General features: G+C 71.4%; 28 protein-coding genes. 23 read left to right on the top strand and 5 right to left on the bottom strand.

Annotated features, from left to right (window positions below; all coding sequences use genetic code 11):
• Positions 1 to 108 precede the first annotated feature (108 nt).
• From ACZ3OF_RS11235 to ACZ3OF_RS11220, 4 genes are all read left to right on the top strand, one after another.
• The gene (locus ACZ3OF_RS11235; RefSeq protein WP_467304448.1) at positions 109 to 1,179 is read left to right on the top strand and encodes a sugar kinase; all 1,071 of its coding nucleotides are present in this window, start codon (positions 109 to 111) and stop codon (positions 1,177 to 1,179) included.
• Positions 1,176 to 1,937, top strand: coding sequence for an IclR family transcriptional regulator (locus ACZ3OF_RS11230; protein ID WP_361668112.1), 762 nt, complete (start codon positions 1,176 to 1,178; stop codon positions 1,935 to 1,937). Before ACZ3OF_RS11235 ends, ACZ3OF_RS11230 begins: the two co-directional genes overlap by 4 nt.
• Positions 1,934 to 2,344 (top strand): RidA family protein, encoded by a 411-nt coding sequence (locus ACZ3OF_RS11225; protein WP_467304151.1) that lies wholly within the window; start codon positions 1,934 to 1,936, stop codon positions 2,342 to 2,344. The genes ACZ3OF_RS11230 and ACZ3OF_RS11225 overlap by 4 nt, the downstream gene beginning before the upstream one ends.
• Before the next feature lie 95 nt (positions 2,345 to 2,439).
• Positions 2,440 to 3,906, top strand: coding sequence for a GntP family permease (locus ACZ3OF_RS11220; protein ID WP_361668117.1), 1,467 nt, complete (start codon positions 2,440 to 2,442; stop codon positions 3,904 to 3,906).
• Positions 3,907 to 3,992: 86 nt separating this feature from the next.
• Here the strand turns inward: ACZ3OF_RS11220 and ACZ3OF_RS11215 are convergent, their stop codons facing one another.
• A complete protein-coding gene (locus ACZ3OF_RS11215; protein ID WP_361668120.1) occupies positions 3,993 to 5,330 on the bottom strand; it encodes a M14 family metallopeptidase in 1,338 nt (445 codons plus the stop codon).
• Positions 5,331 to 5,519: 189 nt separating this feature from the next.
• Here ACZ3OF_RS11215 and ACZ3OF_RS11210 point away from each other — a divergent pair, with 189 nt between their 5' ends.
• Positions 5,520 to 6,797 (top strand): Nramp family divalent metal transporter, encoded by a 1,278-nt coding sequence (locus ACZ3OF_RS11210; RefSeq protein ID WP_467304147.1) that lies wholly within the window; start codon positions 5,520 to 5,522, stop codon positions 6,795 to 6,797.
• 99 nt (positions 6,798 to 6,896) lie between these two features.
• On the opposite strand, the gene ACZ3OF_RS11205 is transcribed toward ACZ3OF_RS11210, so the two are convergent.
• The gene (locus tag ACZ3OF_RS11205; protein WP_467304145.1) at positions 6,897 to 8,597 is read right to left on the bottom strand and encodes a chitinase; all 1,701 of its coding nucleotides are present in this window, start codon (positions 8,595 to 8,597) and stop codon (positions 6,897 to 6,899) included.
• Positions 8,598 to 9,038: 441 nt separating this feature from the next.
• Here ACZ3OF_RS11205 and ACZ3OF_RS11200 point away from each other — a divergent pair, with 441 nt between their 5' ends.
• The 14 genes from ACZ3OF_RS11200 (at position 9,039) to ACZ3OF_RS11135 (ending at position 19,749) form a co-directional block, all read left to right on the top strand.
• Positions 9,039 to 9,980 carry a hypothetical protein gene (locus ACZ3OF_RS11200; RefSeq protein ID WP_361668129.1) on the top strand — a complete coding sequence of 314 codons (942 nt, stop codon included), beginning with the start codon at positions 9,039 to 9,041 and terminating at the stop codon, positions 9,978 to 9,980.
• Between the two features lie 33 nt (positions 9,981 to 10,013).
• The gene (cpaB, locus tag ACZ3OF_RS11195; RefSeq protein ID WP_361668132.1) at positions 10,014 to 10,718 is read left to right on the top strand and encodes a Flp pilus assembly protein CpaB; all 705 of its coding nucleotides are present in this window, start codon (positions 10,014 to 10,016) and stop codon (positions 10,716 to 10,718) included.
• Between the two features lie 7 nt (positions 10,719 to 10,725).
• Entirely contained in the window at positions 10,726 to 12,015 is a 1,290-nt protein-coding gene (locus ACZ3OF_RS11190; RefSeq protein WP_467304143.1) for an AAA family ATPase, read from the top strand.
• A 45-nt stretch (positions 12,016 to 12,060) separates the two neighbouring features.
• On the top strand, positions 12,061 to 12,393 hold the full coding sequence (locus tag ACZ3OF_RS11185; RefSeq protein ID WP_361668138.1) for a TadE/TadG family type IV pilus assembly protein: 333 nt from the start codon (positions 12,061 to 12,063) through the stop codon (positions 12,391 to 12,393).
• Positions 12,390 to 12,758, top strand: a complete 369-nt coding sequence (locus ACZ3OF_RS11180) for a TadE family protein (RefSeq protein ID WP_467304141.1) — start codon at positions 12,390 to 12,392, stop codon at positions 12,756 to 12,758. The genes ACZ3OF_RS11185 and ACZ3OF_RS11180 overlap by 4 nt, the downstream gene beginning before the upstream one ends.
• 2 nt (positions 12,759 to 12,760) lie before the next feature.
• A complete protein-coding gene (locus tag ACZ3OF_RS11175; RefSeq protein WP_361436042.1) occupies positions 12,761 to 14,104 on the top strand; it encodes a CpaF family protein in 1,344 nt (447 codons plus the stop codon).
• A gap of 175 nt (positions 14,105 to 14,279) precedes the next feature.
• Complete coding sequence (locus ACZ3OF_RS11170) at positions 14,280 to 15,221, top strand: type II secretion system F family protein (RefSeq protein ID WP_467304139.1); 942 nt, start codon at positions 14,280 to 14,282, stop codon at positions 15,219 to 15,221.
• An 11-nt stretch (positions 15,222 to 15,232) separates the two neighbouring features.
• Positions 15,233 to 16,120, top strand: a complete 888-nt coding sequence (locus ACZ3OF_RS11165) for a DUF5936 domain-containing protein (protein ID WP_361668145.1) — start codon at positions 15,233 to 15,235, stop codon at positions 16,118 to 16,120.
• A 45-nt stretch (positions 16,121 to 16,165) separates the two neighbouring features.
• Entirely contained in the window at positions 16,166 to 16,867 is a 702-nt protein-coding gene (locus tag ACZ3OF_RS11160; protein WP_361668147.1) for a response regulator transcription factor, read from the top strand.
• A gap of 126 nt (positions 16,868 to 16,993) precedes the next feature.
• On the top strand, positions 16,994 to 17,209 hold the full coding sequence (locus ACZ3OF_RS11155; protein ID WP_467304447.1) for a Flp family type IVb pilin: 216 nt from the start codon (positions 16,994 to 16,996) through the stop codon (positions 17,207 to 17,209).
• Between the two features lie 2 nt (positions 17,210 to 17,211).
• Positions 17,212 to 17,886, top strand: coding sequence for a pilus assembly protein TadG-related protein (locus tag ACZ3OF_RS11150; protein WP_467304445.1), 675 nt, complete (start codon positions 17,212 to 17,214; stop codon positions 17,884 to 17,886).
• A 62-nt stretch (positions 17,887 to 17,948) separates the two neighbouring features.
• Positions 17,949 to 18,488, top strand: coding sequence for a hypothetical protein (locus tag ACZ3OF_RS11145; RefSeq protein ID WP_467304136.1), 540 nt, complete (start codon positions 17,949 to 17,951; stop codon positions 18,486 to 18,488).
• Positions 18,489 to 18,499: 11 nt separating this feature from the next.
• Complete coding sequence (locus tag ACZ3OF_RS11140) at positions 18,500 to 19,102, top strand: OmpA family protein (protein WP_361668152.1); 603 nt, start codon at positions 18,500 to 18,502, stop codon at positions 19,100 to 19,102.
• Positions 19,103 to 19,206: 104 nt separating this feature from the next.
• Positions 19,207 to 19,749: a DUF1707 SHOCT-like domain-containing protein gene (locus ACZ3OF_RS11135; RefSeq protein WP_467304133.1), complete on the top strand. Its 543-nt coding sequence runs from the start codon at positions 19,207 to 19,209 to the stop codon at positions 19,747 to 19,749.
• A gap of 177 nt (positions 19,750 to 19,926) precedes the next feature.
• On the opposite strand, the gene ACZ3OF_RS11130 is transcribed toward ACZ3OF_RS11135, so the two are convergent.
• Positions 19,927 to 20,376: an endonuclease domain-containing protein gene (locus ACZ3OF_RS11130; protein WP_361668156.1), complete on the bottom strand. Its 450-nt coding sequence runs from the start codon at positions 20,374 to 20,376 to the stop codon at positions 19,927 to 19,929.
• A 213-nt stretch (positions 20,377 to 20,589) separates the two neighbouring features.
• Here ACZ3OF_RS11130 and ACZ3OF_RS11125 point away from each other — a divergent pair, with 213 nt between their 5' ends.
• Positions 20,590 to 20,925, top strand: a complete 336-nt coding sequence (locus ACZ3OF_RS11125) for a DUF7674 family protein (RefSeq protein WP_361668159.1) — start codon at positions 20,590 to 20,592, stop codon at positions 20,923 to 20,925.
• 197 nt (positions 20,926 to 21,122) lie between these two features.
• Positions 21,123 to 22,355, top strand: a complete 1,233-nt coding sequence (locus tag ACZ3OF_RS11120) for a hypothetical protein (protein WP_467304130.1) — start codon at positions 21,123 to 21,125, stop codon at positions 22,353 to 22,355.
• On the opposite strand, the gene ACZ3OF_RS11115 is transcribed toward ACZ3OF_RS11120, so the two are convergent.
• Positions 22,327 to 22,686, bottom strand: a complete 360-nt coding sequence (locus ACZ3OF_RS11115) for a DUF192 domain-containing protein (protein ID WP_361668165.1) — start codon at positions 22,684 to 22,686, stop codon at positions 22,327 to 22,329. The two genes, ACZ3OF_RS11120 and ACZ3OF_RS11115, sit on opposite strands and share 29 nt — an antisense overlap.
• 40 nt (positions 22,687 to 22,726) lie before the next feature.
• Here ACZ3OF_RS11115 and ACZ3OF_RS11110 point away from each other — a divergent pair, with 40 nt between their 5' ends.
• Both ACZ3OF_RS11110 and ACZ3OF_RS11105 read left to right on the top strand, forming a co-directional pair.
• Complete coding sequence (locus tag ACZ3OF_RS11110; protein WP_361668167.1) at positions 22,727 to 23,506, top strand: prepilin peptidase; 780 nt, start codon at positions 22,727 to 22,729, stop codon at positions 23,504 to 23,506.
• A gap of 25 nt (positions 23,507 to 23,531) precedes the next feature.
• Positions 23,532 to 25,187, top strand: coding sequence for a DUF2079 domain-containing protein (locus ACZ3OF_RS11105; protein ID WP_361668169.1), 1,656 nt, complete (start codon positions 23,532 to 23,534; stop codon positions 25,185 to 25,187).
• On the opposite strand, the gene ACZ3OF_RS11100 is transcribed toward ACZ3OF_RS11105, so the two are convergent.
• Positions 25,184 to 26,341: a winged helix DNA-binding domain-containing protein gene (locus tag ACZ3OF_RS11100; protein WP_361668172.1), complete on the bottom strand. Its 1,158-nt coding sequence runs from the start codon at positions 26,339 to 26,341 to the stop codon at positions 25,184 to 25,186. The genes ACZ3OF_RS11105 and ACZ3OF_RS11100 overlap by 4 nt on opposite strands.
• Positions 26,342 to 26,433: the final 92 nt, after the last annotated feature.

Genomic DNA, 26,433 nt, shown 5'->3' with positions numbered 1-26,433 from the left:
GGCCAACGCCGGGTCAATGGACCCGTACGACCGACGAGGAGTCCGCACGTGACCGGAGCCCCGCCCGTGGACGCGCCGCCCGTGGACGTCGTCTGCCTCGGCGAGTCCATGGTCACCTTTCTGCCCTCCCGGCCGGGCCGCCTCGCCGACGCCCCCTCCTTCGCCCGCACCATAGGCGGCGCCGAGTCCAACGTGGCCTGCGCGCTGGCCGCGGCCGGGCACCGCGCGAAGTGGGTGAGCCGGGTGGGCGCGGACGGCTTCGGCGACCACCTGGTGGAGGCGATCGGGGCGTACGGGGTCGACGTGTCGGCGGTGGGACGGGACGCCGTGCGGCCCACCGGGATCTACTTCCGTACCGCCACGGACCGGGCGACGGCCGGGCACGAGGTCGCGTACTACCGGGCGGGGTCCGCGGCGTCGGCGATGTCGCCGGCGACCGTGCCGTACGACTCCGTCGCGGACGGACGGGTGCTGCACCTGTCGGGCATCACGGCCGCGCTGTCGGACGACTGCCTGGGCCTGATGCGCTCGCTGACCGCGCCACGGGCAGGCCGGCCGGTCGTCTCGTTCGACGTGAACTTCCGCGCGGGACTGTGGCGCGACGCGTCGGTCGGCGGCCGGGTGCTGCTCGAGCTGGCGCGGGGCGCGTCCGTGGTGTTCGTGGGGGAGGACGAGGCGGAGGAGGCGTGGGGGGTGTGCGGGGCGGCCGCGGTGCGGGCCGCGCTGCCGGAGCCGGAGGTTCTCGTGGTGAAGCGGGGTGCGGCGGGTGCGGTCGTGTTCGAGCGCCGCGCCGAACAGGGAGCCCCACCCCCGGACCCCCGCGCCTCACACGTCGGCGAGGCCGGGTTCGATCCCCGCGCCGTCAACTCCGGCGGGGCTGGAAGCGACGCCGTCACCACCGTCCCCGCCCCCCGCGTCGACGTCGTCGCGGCCGTCGGTGCCGGTGACGCCTTCGCCGCAGGGTTCCTCTCCGGAACCCTTCGGGGGCTGCCCGTTCGGGAACGGATCCGGCACGGGCACCTGATGGCCGCCGCCGCGCTCACCGTCCCCGGGGACCTGGGCGCCCCCGCCCGTACCGCACACGCCGACCGTCTCGTCGCCCTCGACGACGAGGGCTGGGGGAGACTGCACCTCGGCCCCGGCTGGACCGGGGAGGACCAGGAGGTACGTACGCCATGAGCCAGACCGTCGACCGCGCGCTCAGCATCCTGCCGCTGCTCGCCCAGGGGCCCGCCGACCTCGGACAGGTCGCCGACCGGCTCGGGGTGCACAAGTCCACCGCGCTCCGGCTGCTCCGCACCCTGCACGAGCACGGGCTCGTCTACCGCCAGCAGGACCAGCGCTACCGCCTCGGCGCCCGCCTCTTCGCCCTCGCGCAGGAGGCCGTCGAGAACCTCGACATCCGGGAGATCGCGCACCCCCACCTCACCGCGCTCAACGAGCAGATCGGACACACCGTCCACCTCGCCGTGTACGAGGAGAGCGAGGTCCTATACATCGACAAGGTCGAGAGCCGCTACCCCGTCCGGATGTACTCCCGCATCGGCAAGCCCGTCGCGATCACCGTCGCCGCCGTCGCCAAACTGCTGCTCGCCGACCTCCCCGAGCCCGAGCGGCGCGCCGTCGCCGGAAAGCTCGACTACCCCATGTACACGCCCCGTTCGACCCCCAACGCGGCCGCCTTCCTCAAGGAGCTTGCGACCGTACGCGAACAGGGCTGGGCCACCGACCTCGGTGGCCACGAGGAGTCCATCAACTGCATCGGCGCCCCCATCCGCGGCGCCGACGGCCGCGTCGTCGCCGCCATGTCGGTCTCGGCGCCCAATGTGGTCGTGACGGCCGAGGAACTCCTCACCCTGCTCCCGCTGGTGCGCCGCACCGCCGACGCCATCAGCCGGGACTACTCAGGCAACACCCCTACCAAGGACCGGACATGACCGAGAAGATCGCCCTGACCCCCGCCACCCACACCGCCCCGCCCGCGAAGTTCTCGCACGGCGTCAAGAAGAGCAACATCCTCCAGGTCGCCGGCCAGGTCGGCTTCCTGCCCGCCGAGGAGGGCAAGGCACCCACCCCGGCCGGCCCCACCCTGCGCGAGCAGACCCTCCAGACCTTCGCCAACGTCAAGGCGATCCTGGAGGAGGGCGGCGCGAGCTGGGACGACGTGATGATGATGCGCGTCTACCTCACCGACGTCGACCACTTCGCCGAGATGAACGAGATCTACAACGCGTACTTCGAGGAGCAGGGCCTCAAGGCGCCCGCCTCGGCCCGTACGACGGTCTACGTCGGCCTCCCCAAGGGCCTCCTCATCGAGATCGACGCCCTCGCGGTCCTCGGCTGACCTGGACTGATCTTCCTGAAACCGCCGCTCCACGGCACGGCGTCCGCCCCGGGACGCCGTGCCGCGCTCCCCCCTACCCAAAAACGAGGCCCCCCTTGCTGCTCGCCGCCGCACCTCCCGCCGCCGAGACCCCACCCCACACGGGTGGTCTGCTGATGCTGATACCGGGTACCGCCGGACTGCTCACCGTCGCCGCCCTCGGTATCGCCCTCCTCCTCGTCCTGATCATCAAGGTCAGGCTGCAGCCGTTCGTCGCCCTGCTCGCCGTCTCCATCAGCGTCGGCCTCGCCGCCGGTCTCTCCGTCACCGAACTCTTCGGCACGGTCCAGAGGTCCGCCGCCACGTCCGTCATCGAGACCGGCATGGGCGGCATCCTCGGCCATGTCGCGATCATCATCGGCCTCGGCACCATGCTGGGCGCGATCCTCGAGGTCTCCGGCGGCGCCGAGGTGCTGTCCTCCCGCCTCCTCGGCCTCTTCGGCGAGAAGCGGGCGCCGCTGGCGATGGGCCTCACCGGGCTGATCTTCGGCATCCCGGTCTTCTTCGACGTCGGCATCTTCGTCCTCGCGCCGATCGTCTACGCGGCCGCCAAGCGGTCCGGAAAATCGATTCTGCTCTACTGCATGCCGCTCCTCGCGGGTCTCTCCATGACCCACGCCTTCCTGCCGCCGCACCCCGGTCCCGTCGCGGCCGCCGGACTCCTCCACGTCTCGCTCGGCTGGGTCATCCTGATGGGCATCGTCGTCGGCATCCCCGCCGTCCTCGCCGCCTGGGCCTACGCCGCCTGGATCGGCAAGCGCATCTTCGTCGAGGTCCCGCAGGACATGGTCGAGGCCGCGGAGGACGCCAAGGCCCAGGTCGCCGCCGAGCGCAAGGACGGTGCCTCCGAGGCGCCCGTCTCCCTCGCCACCGTGCTCCTCATCATCGGTACGCCGCTGGTCCTCATCCTCGCCGCGACCTTCTCCTCCATCGCCCTGGACGAGTCGACCGCCCGCTCCGTGATCGAGTTCTTCGGCAACCCGTTCGTCGCCCTGACGATCGCGCTCCTCCTCGCGTACTACCTGCTCGGCATCCGGCGCGGCTGGTCCCGCAAGTCCCTGGAGCAGGTGTCCACGTCCTCGCTGAAGCCGGTCGGCAACATCCTGCTCGTGGTCGGCGCCGGCGGTGTCTTCGGCGCGGTCCTCAAGGCGAGCGGTGTCGCACAGGCGCTCTCCGACACCTTCAACGACGTCGGCCTGCCGGTGATCGTCCTCGCCTACCTGATCTCGCTCGTCCTGCGCGTCGCGCAGGGCTCGGCTACGGTCGCCATCGTCACGACCGCCGGCATCGTGCTGCCCCTGGTCGAGGGCGGCGACCACTCGCAGGCGTTCCTGGCCCTGGTCATCATGGCCATCTCGGCGGGCTCGATCTTCGCCTCGCACGTCAACGACGGCGGCTTCTGGATCGTGTCCAAGTACTTCGGCATCTCGGAGCGGGACACCCTGAAGTCCTGGACCGTCCTGGAGTCCGTCCTCTCGCTGGCCGGCTTCGCGGTCGCGGCCGCCCTGAGCCTGGCGGTCTAGGGCTCCGCGCGGAAACGAGGGAAGGGCGCCCCGGAGTCCCGGGGCGCCCTTCCCGTACCGTCAGCTCGCGCCGGCGGCCCGTACCGTCAGCTCGTGCAGTACTGCGCCTGCTTGCCGATCGAGCGGTACATGCAGTCCGCGTTCTCCAGGAGCTGGAGGACGGCGTCCCTGTTGCGGCTGGTCTCGCGTTCGATCACCTCGTCGGGCGGGTAGAAGCCGCCGTTCCAGGACGAGGCCGGATACATCTCGAAGGTGTAGCCGAAGATCTTGTGCGCGCCCCAGAGGTAGTCGTCGATCGACCCGTCCGTGATGTACAGGTCGCTGGACTGCTCGGGGGTGTAGCCGTTGCTGGCCGCCATCTTCTGGCCGACGGTCGCGAACGCGTCGCGGTCGTCCTGGGTCAGGCCCGGCGCGGTGTTCGCGGTGGTCCAGCCGTAGGGCCAGAGCACCAGCTCGCTGTACGTGTGGAAGTCGATCGCCGCCCTGATCTGCTGCTTGCCGCCCACCACGCGCGACCGGACGAAGTCGGCGACGACCTTCACCTCGGGGGCCGACTCGGGGGCTGTGCCCCGGTAGGTCTCGGAGCTCTTGGAGCCGGAGGAGCCTCCGCAGCAGCCCCACTTGTAGTCCCAGTTCCGGTTCATGTCCGTACCGACGTAGGACGAGCCGGAGTTGGGCTGCCGGTTCTTGCGCCAGCTGCGGTAGGAACCGGAGGCGATGTCGTACTCGCCGCCGTCCGGGTTGAGGTCCGGCACGATCCAGATCTCGCGGTTGTTCACCATGTTCGTGACACGGCTGTCGGAGCCGTAGCCCGCGCCGAGCTCGCGCAGCAGGTAGAGCGCCATCTCGACGGTCAGATGCTCACGGGCGTGCTGGTGGTGGGTGAAGAGCACCTCGGGCTCGGCCTCGTCCGTGCCGACGTTGTCGCTGATCTTGATGGCGACGATGTCCCGGCCCTGGTACGTCTTTCCGATGACCCGCTTGTTCATGATGTTCGGGTACTGGGTGAGGCGCTGGTCGATCTCCGCGTTCATCTCCGCGAAGTTGTGGTACTTCGAGTCGGCGGAGGGGAAGTCGAAGGGCTCGACGGCCATGCCCTTGACCGACCGGTCCGGCGGCGCGGGCAGCGCCTCCGGGCGGTGGCCGAGCGCGCGGAGCTTGCGCAGCTGGGCGGAGTTGGCGCTGACGACGACGCTGTGGTCGTCCGCCTCGTCGATCGAGACGCCGGTCGCGGCGAGCGCGGTGCGTTCGGCGACCGTGGACGGGCCGTGGATCTCGTACTGGCGGATCACTTCCTCGGTGGCGGCGGTCGGTTCCGAGTCGGCTCCGGCCTGGTACGCGCCGGCGGAGAGAGGCGCCGCGAGGGCGAGCGCCAGAAGGGCCGCGAGGGTGGCGGACCTTCTTCCGCGGGTTCGAAGTCGCATGCTGTCTCCTGGGTGGGGAGTGTGGGGGTGTGCGACAGGCTGTGCGGGTGTCAGGGCACATCGTCCGGCGCTGACATGAACTGGTCAAGAGGGAGTTCGGCCATGCCCTCTTGTGCTGCCGCGTCGCACCCGCTTTGGTGACCTGGGCCAACCAGCAGATCACACAGGACGGGTGAAAGGCGGTCGGACATGGCGGAGATCGCTCGGGAGGAGGGCACCGGTGACACGGTCGCCCGCCCGCGCAAGGCCGCGTGGCGGTCCATCGGCCCCGGCATCGTGGTCGCGGCCACCGGCGTCGGCGCCGGAGACCTGGTCGCGACCCTGGTCGCGGGCTCGAAGTTCGGCTACACACTGCTCTGGGCCGCCGTCATCGGCTGCCTCGTCAAGATCTCCCTCGCCGAGGCCGCGGGCCGCTGGCACCTGGCCACCGGCCGCACCCTCTTCGACGGCTGGCGCAGCCTCGGCTCGTGGACCACCGTCTACTTCGTCGGCTACGTCGTCGTCTGGGGCTTCGTCTACGGAGCGGCCGCGATGTCCTCCAGCGCCCTGCCGCTCGGCGCGCTCTTCCCCGGCCTCATGGACCTCAAGGCCTGGGCGGTGCTGTGCGGTCTGGTCGGCCTCGTCTTCGTCTGGTTCAACCGGTACGCCGTCTTCGAGAAGGTCATGACCGTCCTGGTCGGCGTGATGTTCGTCGTCACCGTCTATCTGGCCGTGCGCGTCACGCCCCACCTCGGCGACGCCGTCGCCGGACTCGTCCCGGTCCTCCCCGCCGGCTCCCTCGTCTACACCCTCGGCCTGGTCGGCGGCGTCGGCGGCACCATCACCCTGGCGGCGTACGGCTACTGGATCAACGCCAAGGGCTGGCGGGACAGCGGCTGGATGAAGGTGATGCGGCTCGACAACCGCGTCGCCTACGTCACCACCGGCATCTTCGTCGTCGCGATGCTCTTCGTCGGCGCCGAGCTGCTGCACTCCTCCGGCATCGCGATCGCCAAGGGGGACAAGGGGCTCCTCGACCTCAGCGGCGTCCTGTCCGAGCGGTACGGGAACGCCACCGCGAAGCTCTTCCTGGTCGGCTTCTTCGCCACCTCCTTCACCTCGCTCATCGGGGTCTGGCACGGCGTCAGCCTGATGTTCGCCGACTTCGTGGCGCACTACCGGCCCGCCCTCGTCCCCGCCGGCACGGAACGCGACAAGTCGCTGCCGTTCCGCGCGTACCTCCTCTGGCTCACCTTCCCGCCGATCGCACTGCTCTTCCTCGACCAGCCGTTCGGGCTCGTCATCGTGTACGGCGTGATCGGCGCGTTCTTCATGCCGTTCCTGGCGCTGACCCTGATCCGCCTCCTGAACTCCTCCCGTACCCCCGCCGAATGGCGCAACGGGCCGCTGAGCAACACGATGCTCGCGGCGGCCGGGCTGCTCTTCGTCGTGCTCTGCGTCCAGCAGGTGCGCGAACTGCCCTGGTGAGTGGGCCCCTGGCGGGCGAACTGCCCTGGTGAGAGGGGTGTGCACGCGCGGACAGCGCCGCCGGGGGAGCGGCGGCGCTGCACGTACGCGATGTCCCCGCTACGGGAGGTTGTGCACGTGCGGTCCGACCGCGTTGGACCAGGCGTTGCCGGCCGTCGCGTCCCAGTTGGTCGACCAGGTCATCGCACCGCGCAGGTTGGGCCAGGTCTGCGAGGGCTTGAACGAACCGCAGTTGGTGCCGCGTGCCAGGCAGTCGAGCGCGTTCCTCACGATCGACGGGTCGACGTAGCCGCTGCCCGCGCCACGGGTCGAGGCCGGCACGCCGAGTCCGACCTGGGAGGCGTCGAGGCCGCCCTGGAGCTGGATGCAGGCGAGCGCGGTGAGGAAGTCCACCGAACCCTGGCTGTACACCTTGCCGTCGCAGCCGAGCATCGAACCGCTGTTGTAGTACTGCATGTTGACGACCGTGAGGATGTCCTTCACGGCCAGCGCGGTCTTGAAGTACTCGGTGCCCGTGTTCTGCATGTCGATGGTCTGCGGGGCCATCGTCAGCACCATCGACGAACCGGCCTTGGCGGAGAGCTGGCGCAGCGCCTTCGTCAGGTACGTGGAGTTGATGCCGTGCTCCAGGTCGATGTCGACCCCGTTGAAGCCGTACTCCTGCATCAGGGCGTACGCGCTGTTCGCGAAGGCGGTGGCGGAGGCGTCACTGTTGATCGTGACGTTCCCCTTCTCGCCGCCGACCGAGATGATGACCGACTTGCCGGCCGCCTTCTTGGCCGCGACGTCGGCCTTGAAGTCGGCGACGGAGGCGTAGCCGACGGCCGGGTCGAGGTTGAAGACGATCTGGCCGGGCGTGGTCGTGGAGTCGGCGAAGGAGACGGCGATGATGTCGTACTGCGCCTGCACGTCCCGCAGCTTCTGGACGGTGGCGCCGTTGTTGAAGTTCTGCCAGTAGCCGGTCAGCGCGTGCTTGGGGACGGACGGGCCGGGGCCCGGGTTGGTGGTGCCGGTGCGGGCCGAGACGGCTGTGGACCTGGCCGACTCGCCCGCCGCGTTGGTGGCGGAGACCTGGAACTGGTACGAGGTGTTGGCGGCGAGGCCCGTCACGGTGGCCGAGGTGCCGGAGACGGTCTGCGCGAGCGCGCCGTCACGGTAGACCTTGTAGCCGGTGGCGCCGGAGACGGCGTTCCAGCTCAGCGCGACCGAGGACGAGGTGACCGTGCCCGCGGCGAGGCCGGCCGGGGTCGACGGGACGACCGGGTCGGGGTCGGTGCCGCCGCCCCCGTCGGGGCCGAAGACGGAGACGTCGTCGACGTGGTAGGCGGCCTGGCCGTACCAGCCGTGGGTGTAGACGGTCACCGAGGTGGTGCTCGCACCGGTGGTGAAGCTGGTGGTCAGCTGCTTCCAGGAGGAGCTGTCGGGGGTCCAGGTGGAGACGTCCGTGGTCCCGGTCCCGCTCGCGCCGAGGTAGGCGTACCCGCCCTGGACCCAGGCGCTCAGGGTGTACGTGGAGTTGGGCTTGACGGTGACGACCTGGCTGCAGCGGGCGTTGTCCTGGCCGGCCGGGGTCGCCTTGAGGGCGCCCGCCCCGGTCCGTACCGGCGAGGAGACCGCGGCGCCGCTTCCCGCGGTACAGGTCCAGTTGGCGGTGCCGGACTCGAAGCCCGCGTTCTTGGCCACGTTGACGTCCGCGGCCTGGGCGGTGCCCGCGCCGCCGACGAGAACGAGCCCGGAGCCGACGGCGAGCGCGAGGGCGCTGCCGATCCATCTGCGCGAGCGTGTGGTGGTGCGGTCCACTTTGCTGCCTCCGGTGGGGGAGTGTGGGAGGGGTCGGGAACGGTGGCCACCGCTTGGGGGAACAAGCTGGTCCAGACCAATCGACTTGTCAAGACCTCTGGCGGGGAGGGGGAGTTGACGGGGGCCGGGCGTGAGGGCCTGGCGCGCACTGCCGCAGGGCCTGGGCGGGGGCTTGGGTGGGGCCTGCGTGAGGCGCGGGCGCGGACCCGTGCGGGCCCACGCGCGGACCCATGCGGGGGCCCACGCGGGGCCCACGCGAGGGCCCATGAAGGGCCCAGTGTCAAGTCCCTCGCAAGACCCGTTCGGGCCCAGATTTCTCTTTGTGCTTGGCGGATTGTGTGTTCACCACCCCGCGGGACGTGGATAAAGTGCAGAGGCACCGCCGTGCAGTGACGCGGTGAACGCAGTGAGTCATGGGGACATGGGGACGGGGAGCCCGACGTGCCGACAGCGATCGCGGTCACCAGCGCCGATCTGGTGCTGCCACCGACCGACCAGCAGACACCCACCGCCGCCGTCCTGCCCGCACTCGAGACCCGACCGCTCGCCTCCGCCGTCGCCGACCTCCAACTCCTCCTCGACCGCTACGGTCACGTCGTCGTGGTCTGCCCGACCTCCCTGCCGAAGACGGCCGAACAGCGACTGCACGCCGGCCGCGCCCTCCTGGAGAGCGACCGGATCGCCCTGGTCAAGACGGACCTGCCACCCCTCGGCGTCGCCGTCCTCGCCCGGCAGCTGCGCCAGCTCTCCGTCTGCGACTTCAGCCCCGGTGTCGTCGCCTCGGCGGCCCGGCTCCTCGCCCACTACATCTACGCCGGGGCCGTCCTCGGCTCGGTCGCCAAGCTCGACCGCGTACCCGTCGGCCTGAAGTCCCACCTCAAGGGCTGGCTTCCCGGCGCCCAGTTCGCCGTACTGGCCGGACCCGCACCCCAGCTCGTCCGCGTCGGACCGGGCGTCGAACCACCCGCGGGACCCGAGTTCGCCACCCAGCTCCTCCTGGCCAGAGGCCAGCTGCAGACCGACTGGCCCACCGGCACCCTCGCCCCGCGCTGGCAGGTCCAGGCGGTGCACGAGGCGCCGCTGCCCGCCGAGTCGCCCGGCTGGTGGGGGACGGGAAAACTAGTGGAGTTCGCCGCGTACCTGCCGGACATCGCCGTCCTCCACCGGCTGGTCTCCTCCGTACGGCGGGAGTCCTGCCACTGGTGCGGGATGGAACTCATCGGCGACCGCTGCGCCTTCTGCTGCGCCCCGCTGACCGCCACCGTGCCGCCCGCCGGAGCCGTCGCCGGATCCCGCGCCTCCGGACCGCCCCCCGCCGCGGCGGAACCGCGGGCGCTCCGGTCGTCCCGAGCGCCCCGGGCGCTCACGTCCCCCGTCCGCTGAGCCACACGTACCCCCGATCGAGGTTGTCCGGCAATGAACTCCCGCCAGCGTCGTGGCGTCATCCTCCTGCTGCTGTCCGTCCTGTGCGCCCTCGCTGCCTTCGCCGGTGTCCTCTCGGTGATCGACGACGTGAACTCCAAGGTCGGACCCGAGGTGACGGCGTATCGGATCAAGGGCAAGGTGAAGCCCTACACGCCGCTGAACGCCGGGCAGTTCGAGAAGATCTCGATGCCGAAACGCTGGCTCTCGGACACCGCCGTCACCGACCTCGACCAGATCGACGGGAAGATCGCCGTCACCACCCTCGAATCCGGCTCGATCCTCCAGTCCGACATGATCGTCCCGCGCCCCGCGCTCCAGCCCGGCCAGCAGGAGATCGCCATCATGATCGACGCCGCCACGGGAGTCGCCGGCAAGATCACTCCCGGTGCCACGGTCAACATCTACGCCACGTTCGCCGGCGAGAAGGGCGGCCAGGCCGCCCAGTCCAAGGTCATCGTGAGCAACGCCCGCGTCCTCGACATCGGCGAACTCACCCCCATCTCCGACCGCACCGACCGGAGCAGCCGCCCCACCGAGGCCGTCCCCATCACCTTCGCGCTCTCCACGATCGACACCCAGCGCGTCGCCTACGCCGAGTCCTTCGCCGAACACGTCCGGCTCGCCCTCGTGGCGCCCGGCAGCGAGCCCACCCTCGCCCCCGGCGACCGCACCTACACGCTCGACAAGGACAAGTGAGGCCGGTATGACCACCAGGATCCTGCCGGCCGTCGCCGACCCCGACGCGGCCCGGACCGTCACCAGCCTGCTCAGCCAGCTCCCCGACGCCGAACCCGCCCCGCCCGTCGCCGACTCCACCCAGCTCGTCGACACCCTCGCCCGGCTGGCCGCCGAGTCCGTCGCCGAACTCCCCGAAGTCGTCCTGGTCCACGAACGGATCGGCCCGGTCCCCGCACTCGAACTGGTCCGCGAGGTAGCCCTCCGCTTCCCCGCCGTCGGCGTCGTCCTCATCACCGCCGACGCGAGCCCGGTGCTCTTCTCCGCCGCCATGGACTCCGGCGCCCGCGGCCTCGTCACCCTCCCGCTCGGGTACGAGGAGCTCGCCAGCCGCGTCCAGGCCGCCGCCCAGTGGTCCGTCGGGGTCCGCCGCCACCTCGGCGGCGGCGCCGACGTCCTCACCGGCCCCGGCGGCACGGTCGTCACCGTCAGCGGCGCCAAGGGCGGCGTCGGCACCACCATCACCGCCGTCCAGCTCGCCCTCGCCTCCCGGGCCTCCGGCCGCAACGTGGCCCTCGTCGACATGGACCTCCAGGGCGGCGACATCGCCTCGTACCTCGACGTCCAGTTCCGCCGCTCGGTCGCCGACCTCGCGGCCGTCGACGACATCGCGCCCCGCGTCCTCCAGGACGCCCTGTACGTCCACGAGACGGGCATCGCCCTGCTCCTCGCCCCCGCGGAGGGCGAACGCGCCGAGGACGTCGCCGACCGCTCCGCCCGCCAGATCGTCAGCGCCCTGCGCTCCCGCTACGACGTCGTCATCGTCGACTGCGGCACGTACCTCGACGGCGCCAACGCGGCGGCCGTCGAGATGGCCGACACGGCGCTCCTGGTCACCACACCCGACGTGGTCGCGGTGCGGGCGGCGAAGCGGACGGTACGGATGTGGGACCGCCTCCAGATCCGCAAGGCGGAGGAGAGCACCCTCCTGGTGAACCGGTACACACGGGCCACCGAGATCCAGCCCGCCCTCATCCAGAAGATCACCGGGACCCGGATCGCGGGCGTCGTGGTCCCCGCCAACTTCAAGGAGCTGCAAGGCGTCGTCGACGCCGGCCGCATGCACGAACTCGACGCCCGGTCCAGCGTGAAGCAGGCCCTCTGGTCGCTGGCCGGCGAGCTGGGACTCGTCGGCACGCCCGGTCAGGACGGTCACGGCGGCCGGGCCGGGCAGGGCGGGCGCGGCGGACAGGGCGCGGTCGCGGTCGGTACGGGGAAGCAGCTCGCGCGGCTGACCCGCGGCAAGGGCGGGCGCTGAGCCATGCCGGTTTCCGGGCGTACACCGCGGGACGACAGGGGGCAGGTGGCCGTCGAGTTCCTCGGCATGGTCCCGCTCATCCTGCTCACGCTCGTCCTGCTCTGGCAGTGCGTCCTGGTCGGCTACACCTTCACGCTGGCGGGCAACGCGGCGGACGAGGCGGCCCGGGTCTGTGCCGTGGACGGCGACTACGCCGGGGCCGGGAAGCGGCATGTGGGCGAGGCGTGGTCGGCGCGGGTGAGCTGTACCTCGTCGGGAGACCTGGCCCAGGCGAGGGTGGAGCTGAAGGTCCCGGTCCTCTTCCCCGGCGCGATCGACTTCCCCTTCACCGTGCCCGCCGAGGCCGGAGCCGTGAAGGAAGAGAGGGCCCGGCCATGAGGAAGCCACGCGACCGGGGACAGGTCGCCGTCGAGTACCTCGGCTTCCTGCCGATCCTGCTGCTCGTCGCCCTCGCCGGCATCCAGCTCGGCATCGTCGCGTACGCCGCACAGCAGGCGGGCACCGGCGCGCGGGCAGCCGCGCGTGCCGGCACGCTCGACGAGGCGACACTCGACCCGCAGAGGGCGGGCCGGGCCGCGATGAGCGGTTGGATCGGCGAACGCAGCCGCATCAGCCCGTCCGAGGGATCCGGTGAGTTCACGGCGACGGTGACCGTACGGATCCCGTCCGTCGTCCCCTTCTGGGACGGATTCGGTTCCGTGACGAGGAGCGCCACCCTGCCGCTGCCCGAGGAGGACGAGTAGCCATGAGTCTGCGGGCCCGTATCAGCACACCCGACGAGACCGGTGCCGGAGGAGCCAGGGAGGACGGTCACCTCGTCGCGACCTTCCGCGCCAAGCTCCTGGAGGAGATCGACCTCACCGAGATGTCGGCCCTCGCCGCCGCGGAGCGCCGCGCGCGCCTCGAACGCGTCCTCGGCCACATCATCAGCCGCGAGGGCCCGGTCCTCTCCACCGCCGAACGGGCCCAGCTGATCCGCCGCGTCGTCGACGAGGCGCTCGGCCTCGGCGTCCTCGAACCGCTCCTCGAAGACGCCTCCATCACCGAGATCATGGTCAACGGCCCCGACCAGATCTACATCGAGCGGGCGGGCCGGGTAGAACTCCTCCCCCTCCGCTTCGCCTCCCACGAACAACTCATGCAGACCATCGAGCGGATCGTCTCCACCGTCAACCGGCGCGTGGACGAGTCCAATCCGATGGTCGACGCCCGGCTGCCGTCCGGCGAGCGCGTCAACGTGATCATCCCGCCGCTCTCCCTGACCGGGGCGACCCTGACGATCCGCCGTTTCCCCCGCGCCTACACCCTGCGCGAGATGGTCGGCCTCGGCTCGCTCGACGAACAGATGGTCCTGCTGCTCGCCGGACTCGTCCAGGCCAAGTTCAACGTGATCGTCTCCGGCGCCACCGGCACCGGGAAGACCACCCTCCTCAACGCGCTCTCCGAACTGATCCCGGAGGGCGAACGGGTCATCACCATCGAGGACTCGGCCGAACTCCAGCTCCAGCAGTCCCACGTCATCCGCCTGGAGAGCCGCCCGCCGAACATCGAGGGCCGCGGCCAGGTCACCATCCGCGACCTCGTCCGCAACTCCCTGCGCATGCGCCCCGACCGCATCATCGTCGGCGAGGTCCGCGGCGGCGAGACCCTCGACATGCTCCAGGCGATGTCCACCGGACACGACGGCTCGCTCGCCACCGTCCACGCCAACTCGGCCGAGGACGCCCTGATGCGGCTCCAGACGCTGGCGTCGATGTCCGAGGTCAAGGTCCCCTTCGAGGCGCTCAGGGACCAGATCAACAGCGCCGTCGACGTCCTCGTCCAGCTCACCCGGCACGCCGACGGCACCCGACGCGTCACCGAGATCGCCGTCCTCGCGTCGAACGGACGCGAGCGTTTCACCCTCGCCACCGTGTGCGCCTTCCGCGCCCGGCCGCTGGCGGCCGACGGACGCGTCTACGGCGTGTACGAGTACCACCCGCTGCCCCGCCGGGTCGCCGACCGGCTCTACCTGGCGGGCCAGCCGATCCCCCAGGCCTTCGGCGTCGCCGCGTCCGACGACCAGCTCGCCACCCGAGAAGCGAAGTAGCGGGGGGCGGAGATGAGACGGCGCGCGGCCGGAGAAGCGACGGAGTGGGACGGCGTGAGGCGGAGATGCGACGCCGGGGGACGGCGTGCGACGCAGTGGGACGGCGGCACGTGGAGTGGGACGGCGTGAGGCGGAGTGAGGCGGACATGAGGCGTGAGGCGGAGACGAGGCGGAGATGAACTCACTCACCTGGCTGGTGACCGGCGTCGCGCTGCTCGCCTGCGTCCTCGGCGTCCTCGGCGTCCGCCTGTACGCGCGCGGCGCCGCCGACCGGGCCGCCCTCGTCGCACGGCTGACCCAGAGCGGCGCCCCGGAGAACACCGGCCGCCGCAGACGAAGCTTCCGCGGCATCGACCGGCGCGTACGACGTACCGCGTTCGGACGGAAACTGGAGCTGCGGATCTCCGCCACCGGCCTCGACGTCACGCCCGGCGAGTTCGTCGTCGCCATGACGGTGCTCGTGATCGTGCTGTGGATCGCCGGACAGGCCGCGCTCTCCGCGTTCTTCGGTCCGATCTGCGGACTCCTCGGCCTGTGGGTGGCCATGGGCTTCCTCAACTGGCAGCGCCAGAAGCGCATCGAGAAGTTCATCAACCAGCTGCCCGAGCTGTCGCGGATCCTCGCCAACGCCACCCAGGCCGGACTCGCCCTGCGGATGGCGCTCAGCATGGCCGCCGACGAGATGGAGGCACCGGCCGGCGACGAGCTGGAGAAGGTCGCCCAGCAGCTCGCCGTCGGCACCTCAATCGACGACGCCCTGGGCGAACTCGCCGAACGACTGCCCTCCCGCGAACTGGTCGTCCTCGTCACCACCCTCGTCCTCGCCAACAAGGCGGGCGGCACCGTCGTCTCCTCGCTGCGCAACCTCACGGAGACCCTGGAGGAGCGCAAGGAGACCCGCAGGGAAGTCCGTACACAGCTGTCCCAGGTGAGCATGACGGCGTACGCGGTCCCGGTCATCGGCATCGGCTCGCTGCTCCTCATCGACAACATGCAGCCGGGCGCGCTCGACCGGATGACCGGCACCGGCCTCGGCCAGTTCGCCGTCGTCACCGCCTTCGCGCTGTACGTCGTCGGCTTCGTCATCATCCGCCGCTTCTCGAAGATCGATGTGTGAGGAGGCTGGACATGGAGCTTCTCCTCGCCCTGGCCGCCGGCGTCTCCGTGGCCGGGATCTGCTACGGCATCCGCCTCTACCGGGCCGACGCCAAGCTCCCTGACGACCTGCAACTCGCCCTGGAGGTCGGCTCCACGCGCACCGGCGCCGTCGACTCCGTCGTGGACCGGCTCGGAATGCGCTACTCCGCCGCCGTCCTGCGCGCCATGGGACCCAAGCGGGTCAACGCCGTACGCCGCCGCATCGACCTGGCGGGCAACCCCGGCGGCCTGACCATAGACCGCTACGGAGCCCGGCGCGCCGTCTACGGTTTCCTGGGCGGCCTCGGCGGCCTGATCATGCTCTCCGACGGTGACGTGCTCGTCGCGCTGCTGCTCTTCGCCTTCGGTGCCTTCTGGACCGAGGTCGGCATCTGGTCGGCGATCCGCATCCGCAAGGACCAGATCGAGCGGACGCTGCCGGACTTCCTCGACGTCCTCGCGGTGGTCGTGTCGGCCGGACTCGGCTTCCGGCAGGCGCTCGACCGGGTGGCGGACCAGTACGAAGGGCCCTGGTCGGACGAACTCCGCATCACCCTGCGTCAGATGGACATGGGCGTGAGCCGACGGGAGGCCTTCGACGAACTGCGCCGGCGGAACGACAGCGAGCAGGTCGCCCAGTTCGTCACGGCGCTCCAGCAGGGCGAGGAGCTGGGCGCGCCGATCGTGGAGACGCTGATACAGATCGCCAACGACATGCGGAGGACGGACGCGCAGAACGCCCGCCGGAAGGCCGCGAAGGCGGTCCCGAAGGCGACGATGGTGATCACGACGCTGATGGTCCCGGCGACGATGATCCTGCTGGGCGCGGGTCTGTTCCTGGGTACGGGGACGAACCTCGGCTCGATCACGGGGGAGTGACTCGGTGACGACGACCCTGCACGGCGCCGAGGAGGTGGGCGCACGATGACACTGACCGTGGTCGTCGCCGACGACAACCCGGTCGTACGGGCGGGCGTGCGGGCCCTGCTCGACGCAGCCGGCACGGGTATCCGCGTCGTCGCGGAGGCCCCCGACGGCCGCACGGCGATGGACGAGACGCGCCGCCACCGCCCGGACGTCGTCCTCCTCGACGTCCGCATGCCGGTCGTGGACGGCCTGACGGCCCTGCCGCACCTGGTGCGGGTGGCACCCGTGCTGATGCTGACATACAGCGGCGAGAGCGAGGTGGTCCAGGAGGCGCTGCGGCTGGGCGCGGGAGGCTACCTGGTCCACGGCGAGTTCACGGCGGAGGAACTGGTGACGGCGGTCTGCGACGTACGGGCGGGCCGGGCACGGTTCACACCGACGGCGGCGAACGCCTTGGTGGGAGTGGTGCGAGGTGCGACTGCACATGGTCTCGGAAGGCCAAACGTCTCGGATCCACTGCGATTTGGCGGAATGCCTTCGCAGGTGCAATCGGATGTGGCACGCTTTGGGCTGAGCGTGAGGGAGGGGGAGGTGATGGACTTGATCGCGTCGGGCCTGAACAACCGGCAGATCGCCGACACGTGCTTCATCAGCGAGAAGACGGTCAAGAACCACATCAACCGCATCTTCGCGAAACTCCACGCCACCTCCCGCAGCGAAGCCATAGCGGCCTGGCTGGGCACACGGGCGGCGTCATGACCGCCGACACGAGGTGGGCCCGGGTTTGGGCCTACGGGCCCTGTGGGGAGGAGGGGTTGGGGGCGTACCGTGCGCCTGCCGAGCTCGGCATCGGCACGGGGACGTACGAATCCGGAGGGGACGACCATGAGCGACCTCATGCTGAAGGCTGCGACGAGGGCGAAGGTGCACTTCGGCGACTGGCTCCGCGCCAGGACGGCGAACGACCGCGGGCAGACGGCGGTCGAGTACCTGGGGATCATCGTCGTGGTGGTGGCGATCGTGGTGGCGATCAGCGGCACGGACATCGGCAACACGATCAAGACCGCTATCTCGAACGAGATCGCCGATCTGCTCGACTAGTACTGGTCGGCAGAGCCAGGGACTCCGGACAGGCGTTCCCCATCTACATCACCGTGATGGCGGGCCTGCTCTTTCTCGCGTTCGCGTACTTTGCCGTCGGCCAGGCCGCAGCGAACCGAAATGGCGCTCAGACGGCGGCCGACGCCGCAGCACTGGCCGCTGCCCAGGACGCTCGCGACCAACTGCGGGACGGCTGGCTGGGGGTCATCCTGGACCCCACGCAGTGGGGAGAGTTCCTCTCGGGCGGGGAGTACGACGAGTACGCGGCCTGTCAACGCGCGGCTTCGTTCGCTGCGAAGAACGACGCGGATCTCTCGGGAGAAGGATGCGTACCGCTCGCCTTCGGCGAGCACGGCTTCCGGGTGGAAGTGCGAGCCCTCGACAGCGTCGGGCGATCGGTGATCCCCGGTACGGAGAACCAGCACGCCACGGCGACAGCCACCGCCGTGATCGAGCCGCTCTGCACCTTCGAGGCTCCTGAACCGACCGTGGAGCCCGAACCGCCCGAACCGACCGAAGAACCCGATCCGGACCCTGAGCCGGACCCGAGCCCCACGCCAACGGAACCCGGCCCGATCCTGGGTCTTACCTGCGACGGTGTCCCCTGGACGATCGACCCCGACCGGCCGGATCTCCCCACCGTCGCCGACCTCTTCACCGTTCGACTGGCCGACTGACAAACGAAGGATTCCCGTTCATGAGTGTTCGGTACGCAACGACGGCCCTCAGGAGGTGGGCCGTGGCGGTCACGACGGCCGGCCTGGTCCTCGGCGTAGCCGGCTGCGGCAGCGAGGACGAGCCTCCGAAGAGTCAGCCGCCCGCGACTTCATCGGCGCCCAGCCAGAGCCAAGGCAACGAGAAACCTCAGTCGGAGGCGCCGGAGGAGACCTTGGCCGTACTCAAGGGGCAGGATGGCTTCGAGTTGACGATCACGTCGGCCGAGCGCGATCCGGGCGGCTTCCTCACGGTCAAGGGCCGGCTGAAGAACACAGGTGACAAGGGGCGAGCGATTCCGGCCGGGGTGAAGGGTAACGAGACCGAAGTGCTGAAGCACGGCAGTTCTCTGGGGGGTGCGACCCTCGTGGACACCGTCGGGAAGAAGCGCTACTACGTTCTTCGCGACACGGACGGCAGGCCATTGACGACGACCGGCCTCGACATCCTCGGCTCCGAGGACTCGGCCGAGGTCTTCATGCAGTTCCCCGCCCCCGCAGCAGGAACCAACGAAGTCACCTTCCAGCTCCCCACCTTCGAACCCGGCACCATCAAACTCTCCTGACGGACGCCGCCATGACTCCCCACCGCCTCGCCGCCCTCGCCGCCTTCACCCTCGTCCTCTCCGTCGGAGGCGCCACCCCCGCCCTTGCCGACGATCCCCCCAACTCCACCTCCAGCGCCTCCCCACCCCCCGCGATCGACGCCAACTCGCCCGAACTCATGCTTCCCGACGGGGCCACCCTCGCCGCGCCCAAGGTCCTCGACATCAAGCAGGTCGTCGAGGAGGAAGGCGGGGAGCAGCGGCGGGAGGACACCAACGTCGACGTGACCTTCGCGCTCCAGGCCGAGGTGCTCTTCGGGAAGGACAGCGCCAAGCTCAGCCCCGCCGCCACCGCCCGGATCGCCGCCATCGCCGTGGAGATCAACAAGCAGAACTCCAGCCGCGTCCGCGTCTTCGGGTTCACCGACAACCTCGGGACGTACGAGCACGGACTCAAGCTCTCCAAGCAGCGCGCCGACGCCGTGCAGCAGGAGCTGTCCAAGACGCTCGATCCGGGGAAGACCTTCGACATCCGCGGATACAGCGAGGACTACCCGATCGCCGACAACGCCACCGAGGAAGGCCGCACCAAGAACCGTCGCGTCGAGATCTCGTTCCCCCGGACCACCCCGTAGCGCTGTGGCCGGCCGCGACGACACGCGTTCGGCCCGTGCCAAACGGCTTGCCCGCCAAGGGAATTGGCGTATTCGTGTCGCAGGTACGGAAGTAGAGTGACAAGGTGACCGCTCTGCCGGAAGACCGATCGCGACCGATCGGCGAAGACGACCGCGCCACGGCTGTGCGGCGCCTGCAGGAGGCGTACGCCGAAGGGCATGTCTCGCACGAGGACCTGGACGCATGCCTCCACCAGGTACTCACCGTCGAGACGCGCGGTGAGCTGGCGTCGGCTCTGGCCTCGCTCCCGGAGGAGAAGGCCATCACGACGTCCACGATCGGCGCCGCGAGCGGACGGATCAAGCGGCGCGGTGCGTGGCGGGTCCCCCGGAGCCTGAAGGTCGAGTCCGCGTTCGGCAGGGTGCACCTGGACCTGTCCCGGGCGGTCATCGAGCATTCGGCGGTCGACATCGAGCTACAGCTCGGCACCGGGCGGGCGAAGATCACGGTGCCTCGCGACGCGGTCGTCGAGCTCGAGGATCTGACCACCGGGTGGAAGGACGTGCGCTACAAGCCCCCGCAGGGCTCCCGCCCGGGCGGGCCGAGGATCCGGATCTCCGGGGCCATGGGCTACGGACGGCTGAAGATCCGCCATGCGCACCGCTGACGTTTCCCCGCCACCAGGCACGGGGCGCCAGGCACCCGCCAGGCAACAGGCGCGAGGCAACAGGCACCAGGCGCGAGGCACCTGGCATCTGGCCCCCGCCTGGAGCCGGGCCCCCGCCGGGCACCCGGCCCCCGTCAGACACCGGCACCGCACCCGATCGACCCGCCAACGCCTGGCTCACGAGCACAACTGCCCCAACACCCCCCGGATCGTCGCGATCACGGACTCCGGGCGGTGGAAGACGTCCCGCGCCGTGAAGCGCAGGACCCTGCGGACCTCCGGGCAGTCCGCGAGGTCGTTGTAGCGGCGGATGTCGCGGTCGTGGGCCTGGCGGCTGCCGTGGAAGGTGTAGCCCTCGATCTCGACCGCCAGGCCCTCCACACGGAAGAGGAAGTCGGGGCGCAGGGAGCGGCCGGCTCGGGTGTGGAGGAGCGGCTGGGACTCGGGGCGGAGGCCCGCGTCCCGCATACGGAGGCGGGCGACCGTCTCCGCGGGGGAGCCGCACGCCGTGTCGGCGAGCGGCAGCCAGCGGCGGGCCCGGGCCGCACCCGGCAGATCCGCTGCCAGCCCTCCGCGCGGAGCCGCCCCGCCACACGGCCCGGCGGCCAGCCCGCCCCGTACGCCCACACGGTGAGAACCACCCCGCCCCGGGCGATCCTCACCAGCTCCTCCGTCTCTCCCGCCATGACTCAACGATCCACGGACGGGGGAACGTTCGCATCCCCTGTGGATAACTTGGGCCTTCATGCCGCATCCTGGTCGGAACGGGCGGAACGGGCGCCGGGACTGCTGCTCCGAAGTGGACTGCCGATGGAAACGACATCCCCCAGCGTGCGACTGGTGAGCGACCTCGTGACGCACATCCCCGAGTTCCGGGACGCGTACGACGACCACGTGTTCAGTCAGGGCGGCGTGCTCCCGCACGTGTTCTTCTGGGACGTCGTCCAGAACACCGTGCGGTCCTTCCTCGGCGAGGACCCGTCGGCCGCCGACTGGCGCCGTACGCTCGCCTTCCTGGAGGAGCAGAGCGCCCGCGGGGAACTCGGCGTCGACGAGGTCATCGTCACGTCGTTCCTCAACGATCTGCCGTATCCCCACGAGCCCGGGTACGCCATCGTCCAGGAGCTCGGCCCGGTCATGGCCGCGCGGTTCGGCCGTATCCGCCCGTCGGGGTGAGCGGCCCCGCCCCCGGGCCGGTCCCATGACGCCTCCTGCCCCGGCCGGCCATTGGGTGCCCCCTGCCCCGGCCGGCCACCGGACGCCCCTGCCCCCGGCCGGCCACCGGACGCCCCTGCCCCCGTGCCGGCCGCCGGTCGTCCCCAGCCCTCGGGCGGGTCGTCGAGCGGTGCCGGTCGGCGGACATAATCGAGCGCATGTCCCCAGACCGGCCCCGCACACCGGATTCACCTGAATCGCCCGAATCACCCGAATCGGCCGAGTCGCTCGACTCGCGCGATCCGCTCCACTCGCGCGATCCGCTCGACTCGCCCCGCGATACGCCCGCCCTCGCCCTCGGCGGTTACGCCGCCACCCGCGTCATCGGCCTCGCGATCCTCGCCCTCGCCGCCGTAGTGACCGGCAAGGACGGGCTGCACCGGCTGTCGGGCCGCTGGGACTCCGTCTGGTACGTCCGTATCGCCGAGAACGGTTACGGGTACGAGGTCACGCTCCCCAACGGCAGCGTCCACTCCGACCTGGCGTTCTTCCCCCTCTTCCCGGCCCTCGAACGGGCCCTGGCCACCGTCCTCCCCATCGACGCGGCCACGGCCGGACTTCTCGTCTCCTGGACCGCCTCGCTCGCCGCCGCCTGGGGCATCTACGCGGTCGGCTCCCACGTCGCCGGGCGGCCGGCCGGTGTCGTGCTCGCCGTCCTCTGGGGGGTGTACCCGACCGCGTTCGTGCAGTCGATGGCGTACACCGAGACGCTGTTCACCGCGCTCGCCGCATGGTCGCTCCTGGCCGTGCTGCGCGACCGCTGGATCCTGGCCGGGGTGCTGTGCGCGTTCGCCGGGCTCACCCGGCCGACGGCCGCCGCCCTGATCGCCGCCATCGGGATCACGGCCCTCGTCACCGTCGTGCGCGAACGGAAGCTGCCCGCAGAGGGCACCTCCCGGGCCGCCGGGCCCAGGGGGAGCGTGGTGGCCGGTGTCCTCCTCGCGCCCCTGGGCTGGCTCGCGTACGTCGTCTACGTCGGTGTGCGTGAGGGCAGCGCCACGGCCTACTTCGACGTCCAGGCCGCCTGGGGGAACTCCATCGACGGCGGTGTCGCCCTCGCCCGCTTCATCTGGGGTCTGCCGCCGCTCGCCGCGCTCGGTCTGTGTGCCGCGCTCGCCCTGCTCGGCTGGCTCGTCGTCCTGTGTGTACGGCAGAAGCAGCCGCTGCCGCTGCTCGTGTACACGATCGGGGTCGTCGTCGTCTCGCTCATCGGCGCCGCGTACTTCGGCTCCCGGCCGCGTCTGATGATGCCCGCGTTCGGTCTCCTGCTGCCGGCCGCGGCGGCGCTCGTACGGCTCCGTGTGCGCAACCGGGTCCTGGTGCTCACCGGCCTCGCGCTCGCGTCGGGCGCGTACGGCGCCTTCACCCTCCTCGGTTCGGGACCACCGTGACCCGGTCGCCCTTCCGCAGCCCCCAGTCGGCCATCGCCCCGCCCTCCGCCTCGAGGACGTGCCGCGCGCGCGGGCGCACCATGCCGAGTCGCCCCGGCCTCATGGTGACCACGGCGAGGACCGTGAGGTTCCGGTCCAGATAGGCCACGTCGATGGTGAAGCGCATACCGAAGGTGTGAATGCTGTTGGTCGGGGTGATGAGCATCGCGCCCTCGATCCCGTCCCGGCCGAGCAGGCCGCGTCGTCGCGCACGGTAGGTGGCGGCGATCTCCAGCCCGACCTGCCCCGTGGGCACGGTCAGTGTTGCCGCCCCGTCATGCCATCTCCCCATGGGGGAGACGGTAGCGGTGGGTCTGGGTAGGGTGCGGCGGGTGTTCGTCACGCTGATCGCCGTCGCCGCGTTGTGGGGTGCCGCCGCCGGGCTGCTCGTGCCGCGCGCCGCGTTCCGGCTCTCGGTCGAGCCGGAGGAGCCGTGGCGCGACAGCTGCGAGGCGGGTCACGAACTGGCCGGCCCGGCGCGCGGCTGGCTCGGCGCTCCGGTGTGCGCGGCCTGCGCGACTGCCCCCGGGCAGGTCGTCGCTCCGGCCGCGGACCCGGCTCCGGTCGGGCGGCGGCCTCTCGCCGCGCCTCTCCTCACCGCCCTCGCCTGTGCCGCGCTCGCCGCCGCCACCGGACCCCGCCCCGAGCTGGCCGTCTGGCTGCTCCTCGCGCCGTTCGCGGTGCTCCTCGCCACCGTCGACGCGCGCGTGCGCCGGCTGCCGGATCCGCTCACGCTCCCGCTCGCCGCGGCCACCCCGCTGCTTCTGCTCGGCGCCGAGCTCCTGCCGTACGACGCCGGCTCCTGGCTCCACGCGCTGCTCGGCGGACTCGCCCTGGGCGCCGGGTACTTCGTCCTGTTCCTGATCCGGCCGGGCGGCATGGGTCTCGGTGACGTCAAGCTCGCGCTCTCGCTCGGTGCGGCCCTCGGCTGGTACGGCTGGGGCATCCTCTTCGTCGGTACGTTCGCGGCTTTCCTCGCCGGTTCGCTGTACGGGCTCGGTCTCGTCCTCGCGCGGCGCGGGAGTCGGAAGTCCGCGATCCCCTTCGGGCCGTTCATGATCGGCGGCGCCCTGGTCGGGCTGCTCCTCGGCGCGCTCTCCGCCTCCCCCTGAGGTCTGCGACCTAGCATCCAGACACATGCGGACAATGACTGCCAAACCGCCCGTGGTGTCGCAGCGGGTGGCCACTCCGGCCCCCGCCCCCTGGCATCGGCGGCCCGCCGTCCTCCCCTGGGCGTGGGCCGGAGCCCTGTCTCTTCTGTACGCGACCGTCGCCGTGCGCCGCCACCAGCTCCTGCGTACCACCGGCTACGACCTGGGCATCTTCGAGCAGGCCGTCCGCGCCTACGCCGAACTCCGCGCCCCCGTCGTCCCCTTGCGCGGCCCGGGCTTTCACCTCCTCGGCGACCACTTCCACCCCCTCCTCGCCGTCCTCGCCCCCCTGTACCGCCTCTGGCCCTCTCCCCTCTGTCTCCTCGTCGCGCAGTCCGCCCTCCTCGCCCTCGCCGTCGTCCCCCTCGCCCGCTGGGCCCGACGCGCGCTCGGCGTCCGGGCCGCGCACGTGGTCGCCGCCGGGTACGGGCTCAGCTGGGGCATCGCCTCCGCCGCCGCCTTCGACTTCCACGAGGTCGCCCTCGCCGTACCGCTGCTCGCGTTCGCCCTCGAAGCGCTCGGCCGCCGGCGCTGGGGTGCGGCCGTCGCCTGGGCCGCGCCCCTGCTGCTCGTCAAGGAGGACCTCGGGCTGACCCTGGCGGCCGTCGGCGTCCACATCGCCGTCAAGGGGCCCCGGCGGCTCGGGGTGGCCACGGCGGCCGTCGGCCTCCTCGGCTCGCTGGTCGAGGTCAAGCTGCTGCTGCCCGCGTTCAACCCCGGCGGCGCCTACGCCCACGGCGGGCACCTCTCCGACGGACACGGCTCGCTGCTCTCCACCCTCGCCCACGCCCCGCTCGACGCCCTGCGCCCCGACATCAAGGCGATGACCCTGATCCTGGTCTTCGCCCCGTCCGCACTGCTCGCCCTGCGCTCCCCGCTGTCGCTGATCGCGGTGCCCACGCTCGCCTGGCGGATGTTCTCGGAGAACACCTTCCACTGGGGCACGGCGTACCACTACAGCGCGATCCTCATGCCGGTCGTCTTCGCCGGCCTGATCGACGTCCTCGGCCGCGAGCGACACGCGGCGGGGACGCCGTCCGCCGATCCCTCGTCCGCAAGGACACCGTCCGCGAAGAGACCGTCCGCCGGTGCGTCCTCCGCCAGTGCCTCCCCCGCCGATCCCGCGAAGAAACCGTCCGAGGGTGCCTCCTCCGCCCACGCGTCGCCCGCCCATGCGGCATCCGCCCGGAACGTCCGCGCCTCGCTCGCCATCGTCCTCGCCGTGACCGTCGTGATGATCCCGTCCTTCCCTTTGGCCCAGCTCGTCCAGCGGCCCACCTGGCGGACCACGCCGCACATCGAGGCCGCCCGCGCGCTGCTCGCCCGCATCCCGGACGGCGCCACGGTCGCCGCGTCCAACCGGCTGGCCCCGCAGCTCACTTCGCGCTGCGAGGTCGTGATCTTCCCGACCTTCCCGGTGGACACGCGACTCGATCTCCGGGAGACCGGCCCACTGCCCGCCCCGACGGCCGAGTGGATCGTCCACGACGCCGTACCGCCGGAGGCCTGGCCCCAGCAGAGCGGCCCCTGGCCGTACCCGCGGGAGCAGCAGGAGAGGGAGCTGAGGGCGGCGCAGGAGTCGTACGGGTACGAGGTCGTGGCGGCCCGTGACGGCGTGACGCTCCTGCGCCGCGCCCGCTAGGCGTGGGGGCCGACCGCCACCGTGCCCACCACCAGCTCCGGCCTGCCTTCCAGGATCGTCGCCACCCGCTCGGCCTGGGCCTCGACCTCCCGCAGGCGCGCCGCGCCCAGCCGCTTCAGCGGTTCGACCGTCACCGTGATCCGCTTCCCCGAGCGCCGCTGGTGCCAGACGCCCGCCACGACGCCGTCCACCAGCAGGACCGGGTAGTTCCCGGCCTGGCCGCCCGCCAGTGCCCGGTCGTGGGCGGCGCCGGGGAAGAGCCGTTCGCGTGGCTGCGAGGCGATGGTGAAGGCGTCGAAGTACGGCAGCAGCCGCACGCCGCGCGCGGCGCGCTCGTCCGGGAAGCCGGTGTCCCCGGCGACGACCCAGCCGGTCGCGCCGTCGAAGGGCACCTCCTCGATCCGGCCGGCCGTGGCCAGCGAGGTGAAGAGTCCGGTCGCCCAGCCGGCCGGCGCCGCCAGCCATTTCGCGAAGTGCTGCGGGGACGCCGGACCGTAGGCGTACAGATAGCGCTCCACCAGCTCGCCGAGCGCCTTCGTCCCCTCCGCCGGGTGTACGCCGGGGTTGGTGTACGTGACCTTCCGGCCCCGGTCCCGGCCGAAGCAGAGCACGCCGCGGTGTCCTGCCAGGTGGGTGATCTGCCGCCAGCGGGGCCACTTGTCCTGGAACGCTTCCATCACCCGGTCACCCGCCCAGGGCCCGGTGCGCGCCACGATCGCGTCGGTCAGTTCGTCGACGGTCAGCTCGGTGTCCGTCAGGGCGTCCGCGACGGCGGCCAGGACCTGGTCCGTCTGCGCCGCCGTCATCCGTACGTCGGGCGGCAGCGGATTCGCCCCGCCGGGGATCGCCGACAGGGCGCCGGTCCACATCGGCAGATCGGCGGCCGGCAGCAGATGGACCGTGCCGCGCGGGCCGAACGTCTTGACCAGCGTGCCGTCCTCCCAAAGGGCCGTCCGTACGTCCGCCCGTGTGGCGTCGGCGGTGCGCAGGGCGACGGACAGTTCGGCCGCGGACAGGACCTGGGCGTGCGCGCCGAGCATCGCGGCGGTCACCGCCGCCGGCGGGGCGTCCGTCGGCTCGTCCAGGAACTGCCGGTGGATCCGGCGGGCGTCGGCCTGCGCCCAGGTGACCTGTGGCGGGGTGGAGGTCGTCATGGTCCGACGGTAGGGCGGGAATAGGTCAGGGCCTGTCCGCCTTGGCCGTGGAGCAGGGACGTCGAGGAGTCGGCGCGTCGAAGAGTCGGGAC

This window comes from Streptomyces sp. NPDC022552 (assembly GCF_055561875.1).
This window is presented reverse-complemented; position numbering and strand designations above follow the sequence as displayed.

Bases quoted from the DNA above. Each gene is read 5' to 3' on its own strand.
- ACZ3OF_RS11175 (WP_361436042.1), top strand. From the start codon at position 12,761: ATGAGTCTGCGGGCCCGTATCAGCACACCCGACGAGACCGGTGCCGGA.
- ACZ3OF_RS11170 (WP_467304139.1), top strand. From the start codon at position 14,280: ATGAACTCACTCACCTGGCTGGTGACCGGCGTCGCGCTGCTCGCCTGC.
- ACZ3OF_RS11100 (WP_361668172.1), bottom strand. From the start codon at position 26,341: ATGACGACCTCCACCCCGCCACAGGTCACCTGGGCGCAGGCCGACGCC.
- ACZ3OF_RS11215 (WP_361668120.1), bottom strand. From the start codon at position 5,330: ATGCGACTTCGAACCCGCGGAAGAAGGTCCGCCACCCTCGCGGCCCTT.
- ACZ3OF_RS11210 (WP_467304147.1), top strand. From the start codon at position 5,520: ATGGCGGAGATCGCTCGGGAGGAGGGCACCGGTGACACGGTCGCCCGC.
- ACZ3OF_RS11160 (WP_361668147.1), top strand. From the start codon at position 16,166: ATGACACTGACCGTGGTCGTCGCCGACGACAACCCGGTCGTACGGGCG.
- ACZ3OF_RS11235 (WP_467304448.1), top strand. From the start codon at position 109: ATGGTCACCTTTCTGCCCTCCCGGCCGGGCCGCCTCGCCGACGCCCCC.
- ACZ3OF_RS11165 (WP_361668145.1), top strand. From the start codon at position 15,233: ATGGAGCTTCTCCTCGCCCTGGCCGCCGGCGTCTCCGTGGCCGGGATC.
- ACZ3OF_RS11120 (WP_467304130.1), top strand. From the start codon at position 21,123: ATGTCCCCAGACCGGCCCCGCACACCGGATTCACCTGAATCGCCCGAA.
- ACZ3OF_RS11180 (WP_467304141.1), top strand. From the start codon at position 12,390: ATGAGGAAGCCACGCGACCGGGGACAGGTCGCCGTCGAGTACCTCGGC.
- ACZ3OF_RS11140 (WP_361668152.1), top strand. From the start codon at position 18,500: ATGACTCCCCACCGCCTCGCCGCCCTCGCCGCCTTCACCCTCGTCCTC.
- ACZ3OF_RS11225 (WP_467304151.1), top strand. From the start codon at position 1,934: ATGACCGAGAAGATCGCCCTGACCCCCGCCACCCACACCGCCCCGCCC.
- ACZ3OF_RS11115 (WP_361668165.1), bottom strand. From the start codon at position 22,686: ATGGGGAGATGGCATGACGGGGCGGCAACACTGACCGTGCCCACGGGG.
- cpaB (WP_361668132.1), top strand. From the start codon at position 10,014: ATGAACTCCCGCCAGCGTCGTGGCGTCATCCTCCTGCTGCTGTCCGTC.
- ACZ3OF_RS11155 (WP_467304447.1), top strand. From the start codon at position 16,994: ATGAGCGACCTCATGCTGAAGGCTGCGACGAGGGCGAAGGTGCACTTC.
- ACZ3OF_RS11230 (WP_361668112.1), top strand. From the start codon at position 1,176: ATGAGCCAGACCGTCGACCGCGCGCTCAGCATCCTGCCGCTGCTCGCC.
- ACZ3OF_RS11105 (WP_361668169.1), top strand. From the start codon at position 23,532: ATGCGGACAATGACTGCCAAACCGCCCGTGGTGTCGCAGCGGGTGGCC.
- ACZ3OF_RS11190 (WP_467304143.1), top strand. From the start codon at position 10,726: ATGACCACCAGGATCCTGCCGGCCGTCGCCGACCCCGACGCGGCCCGG.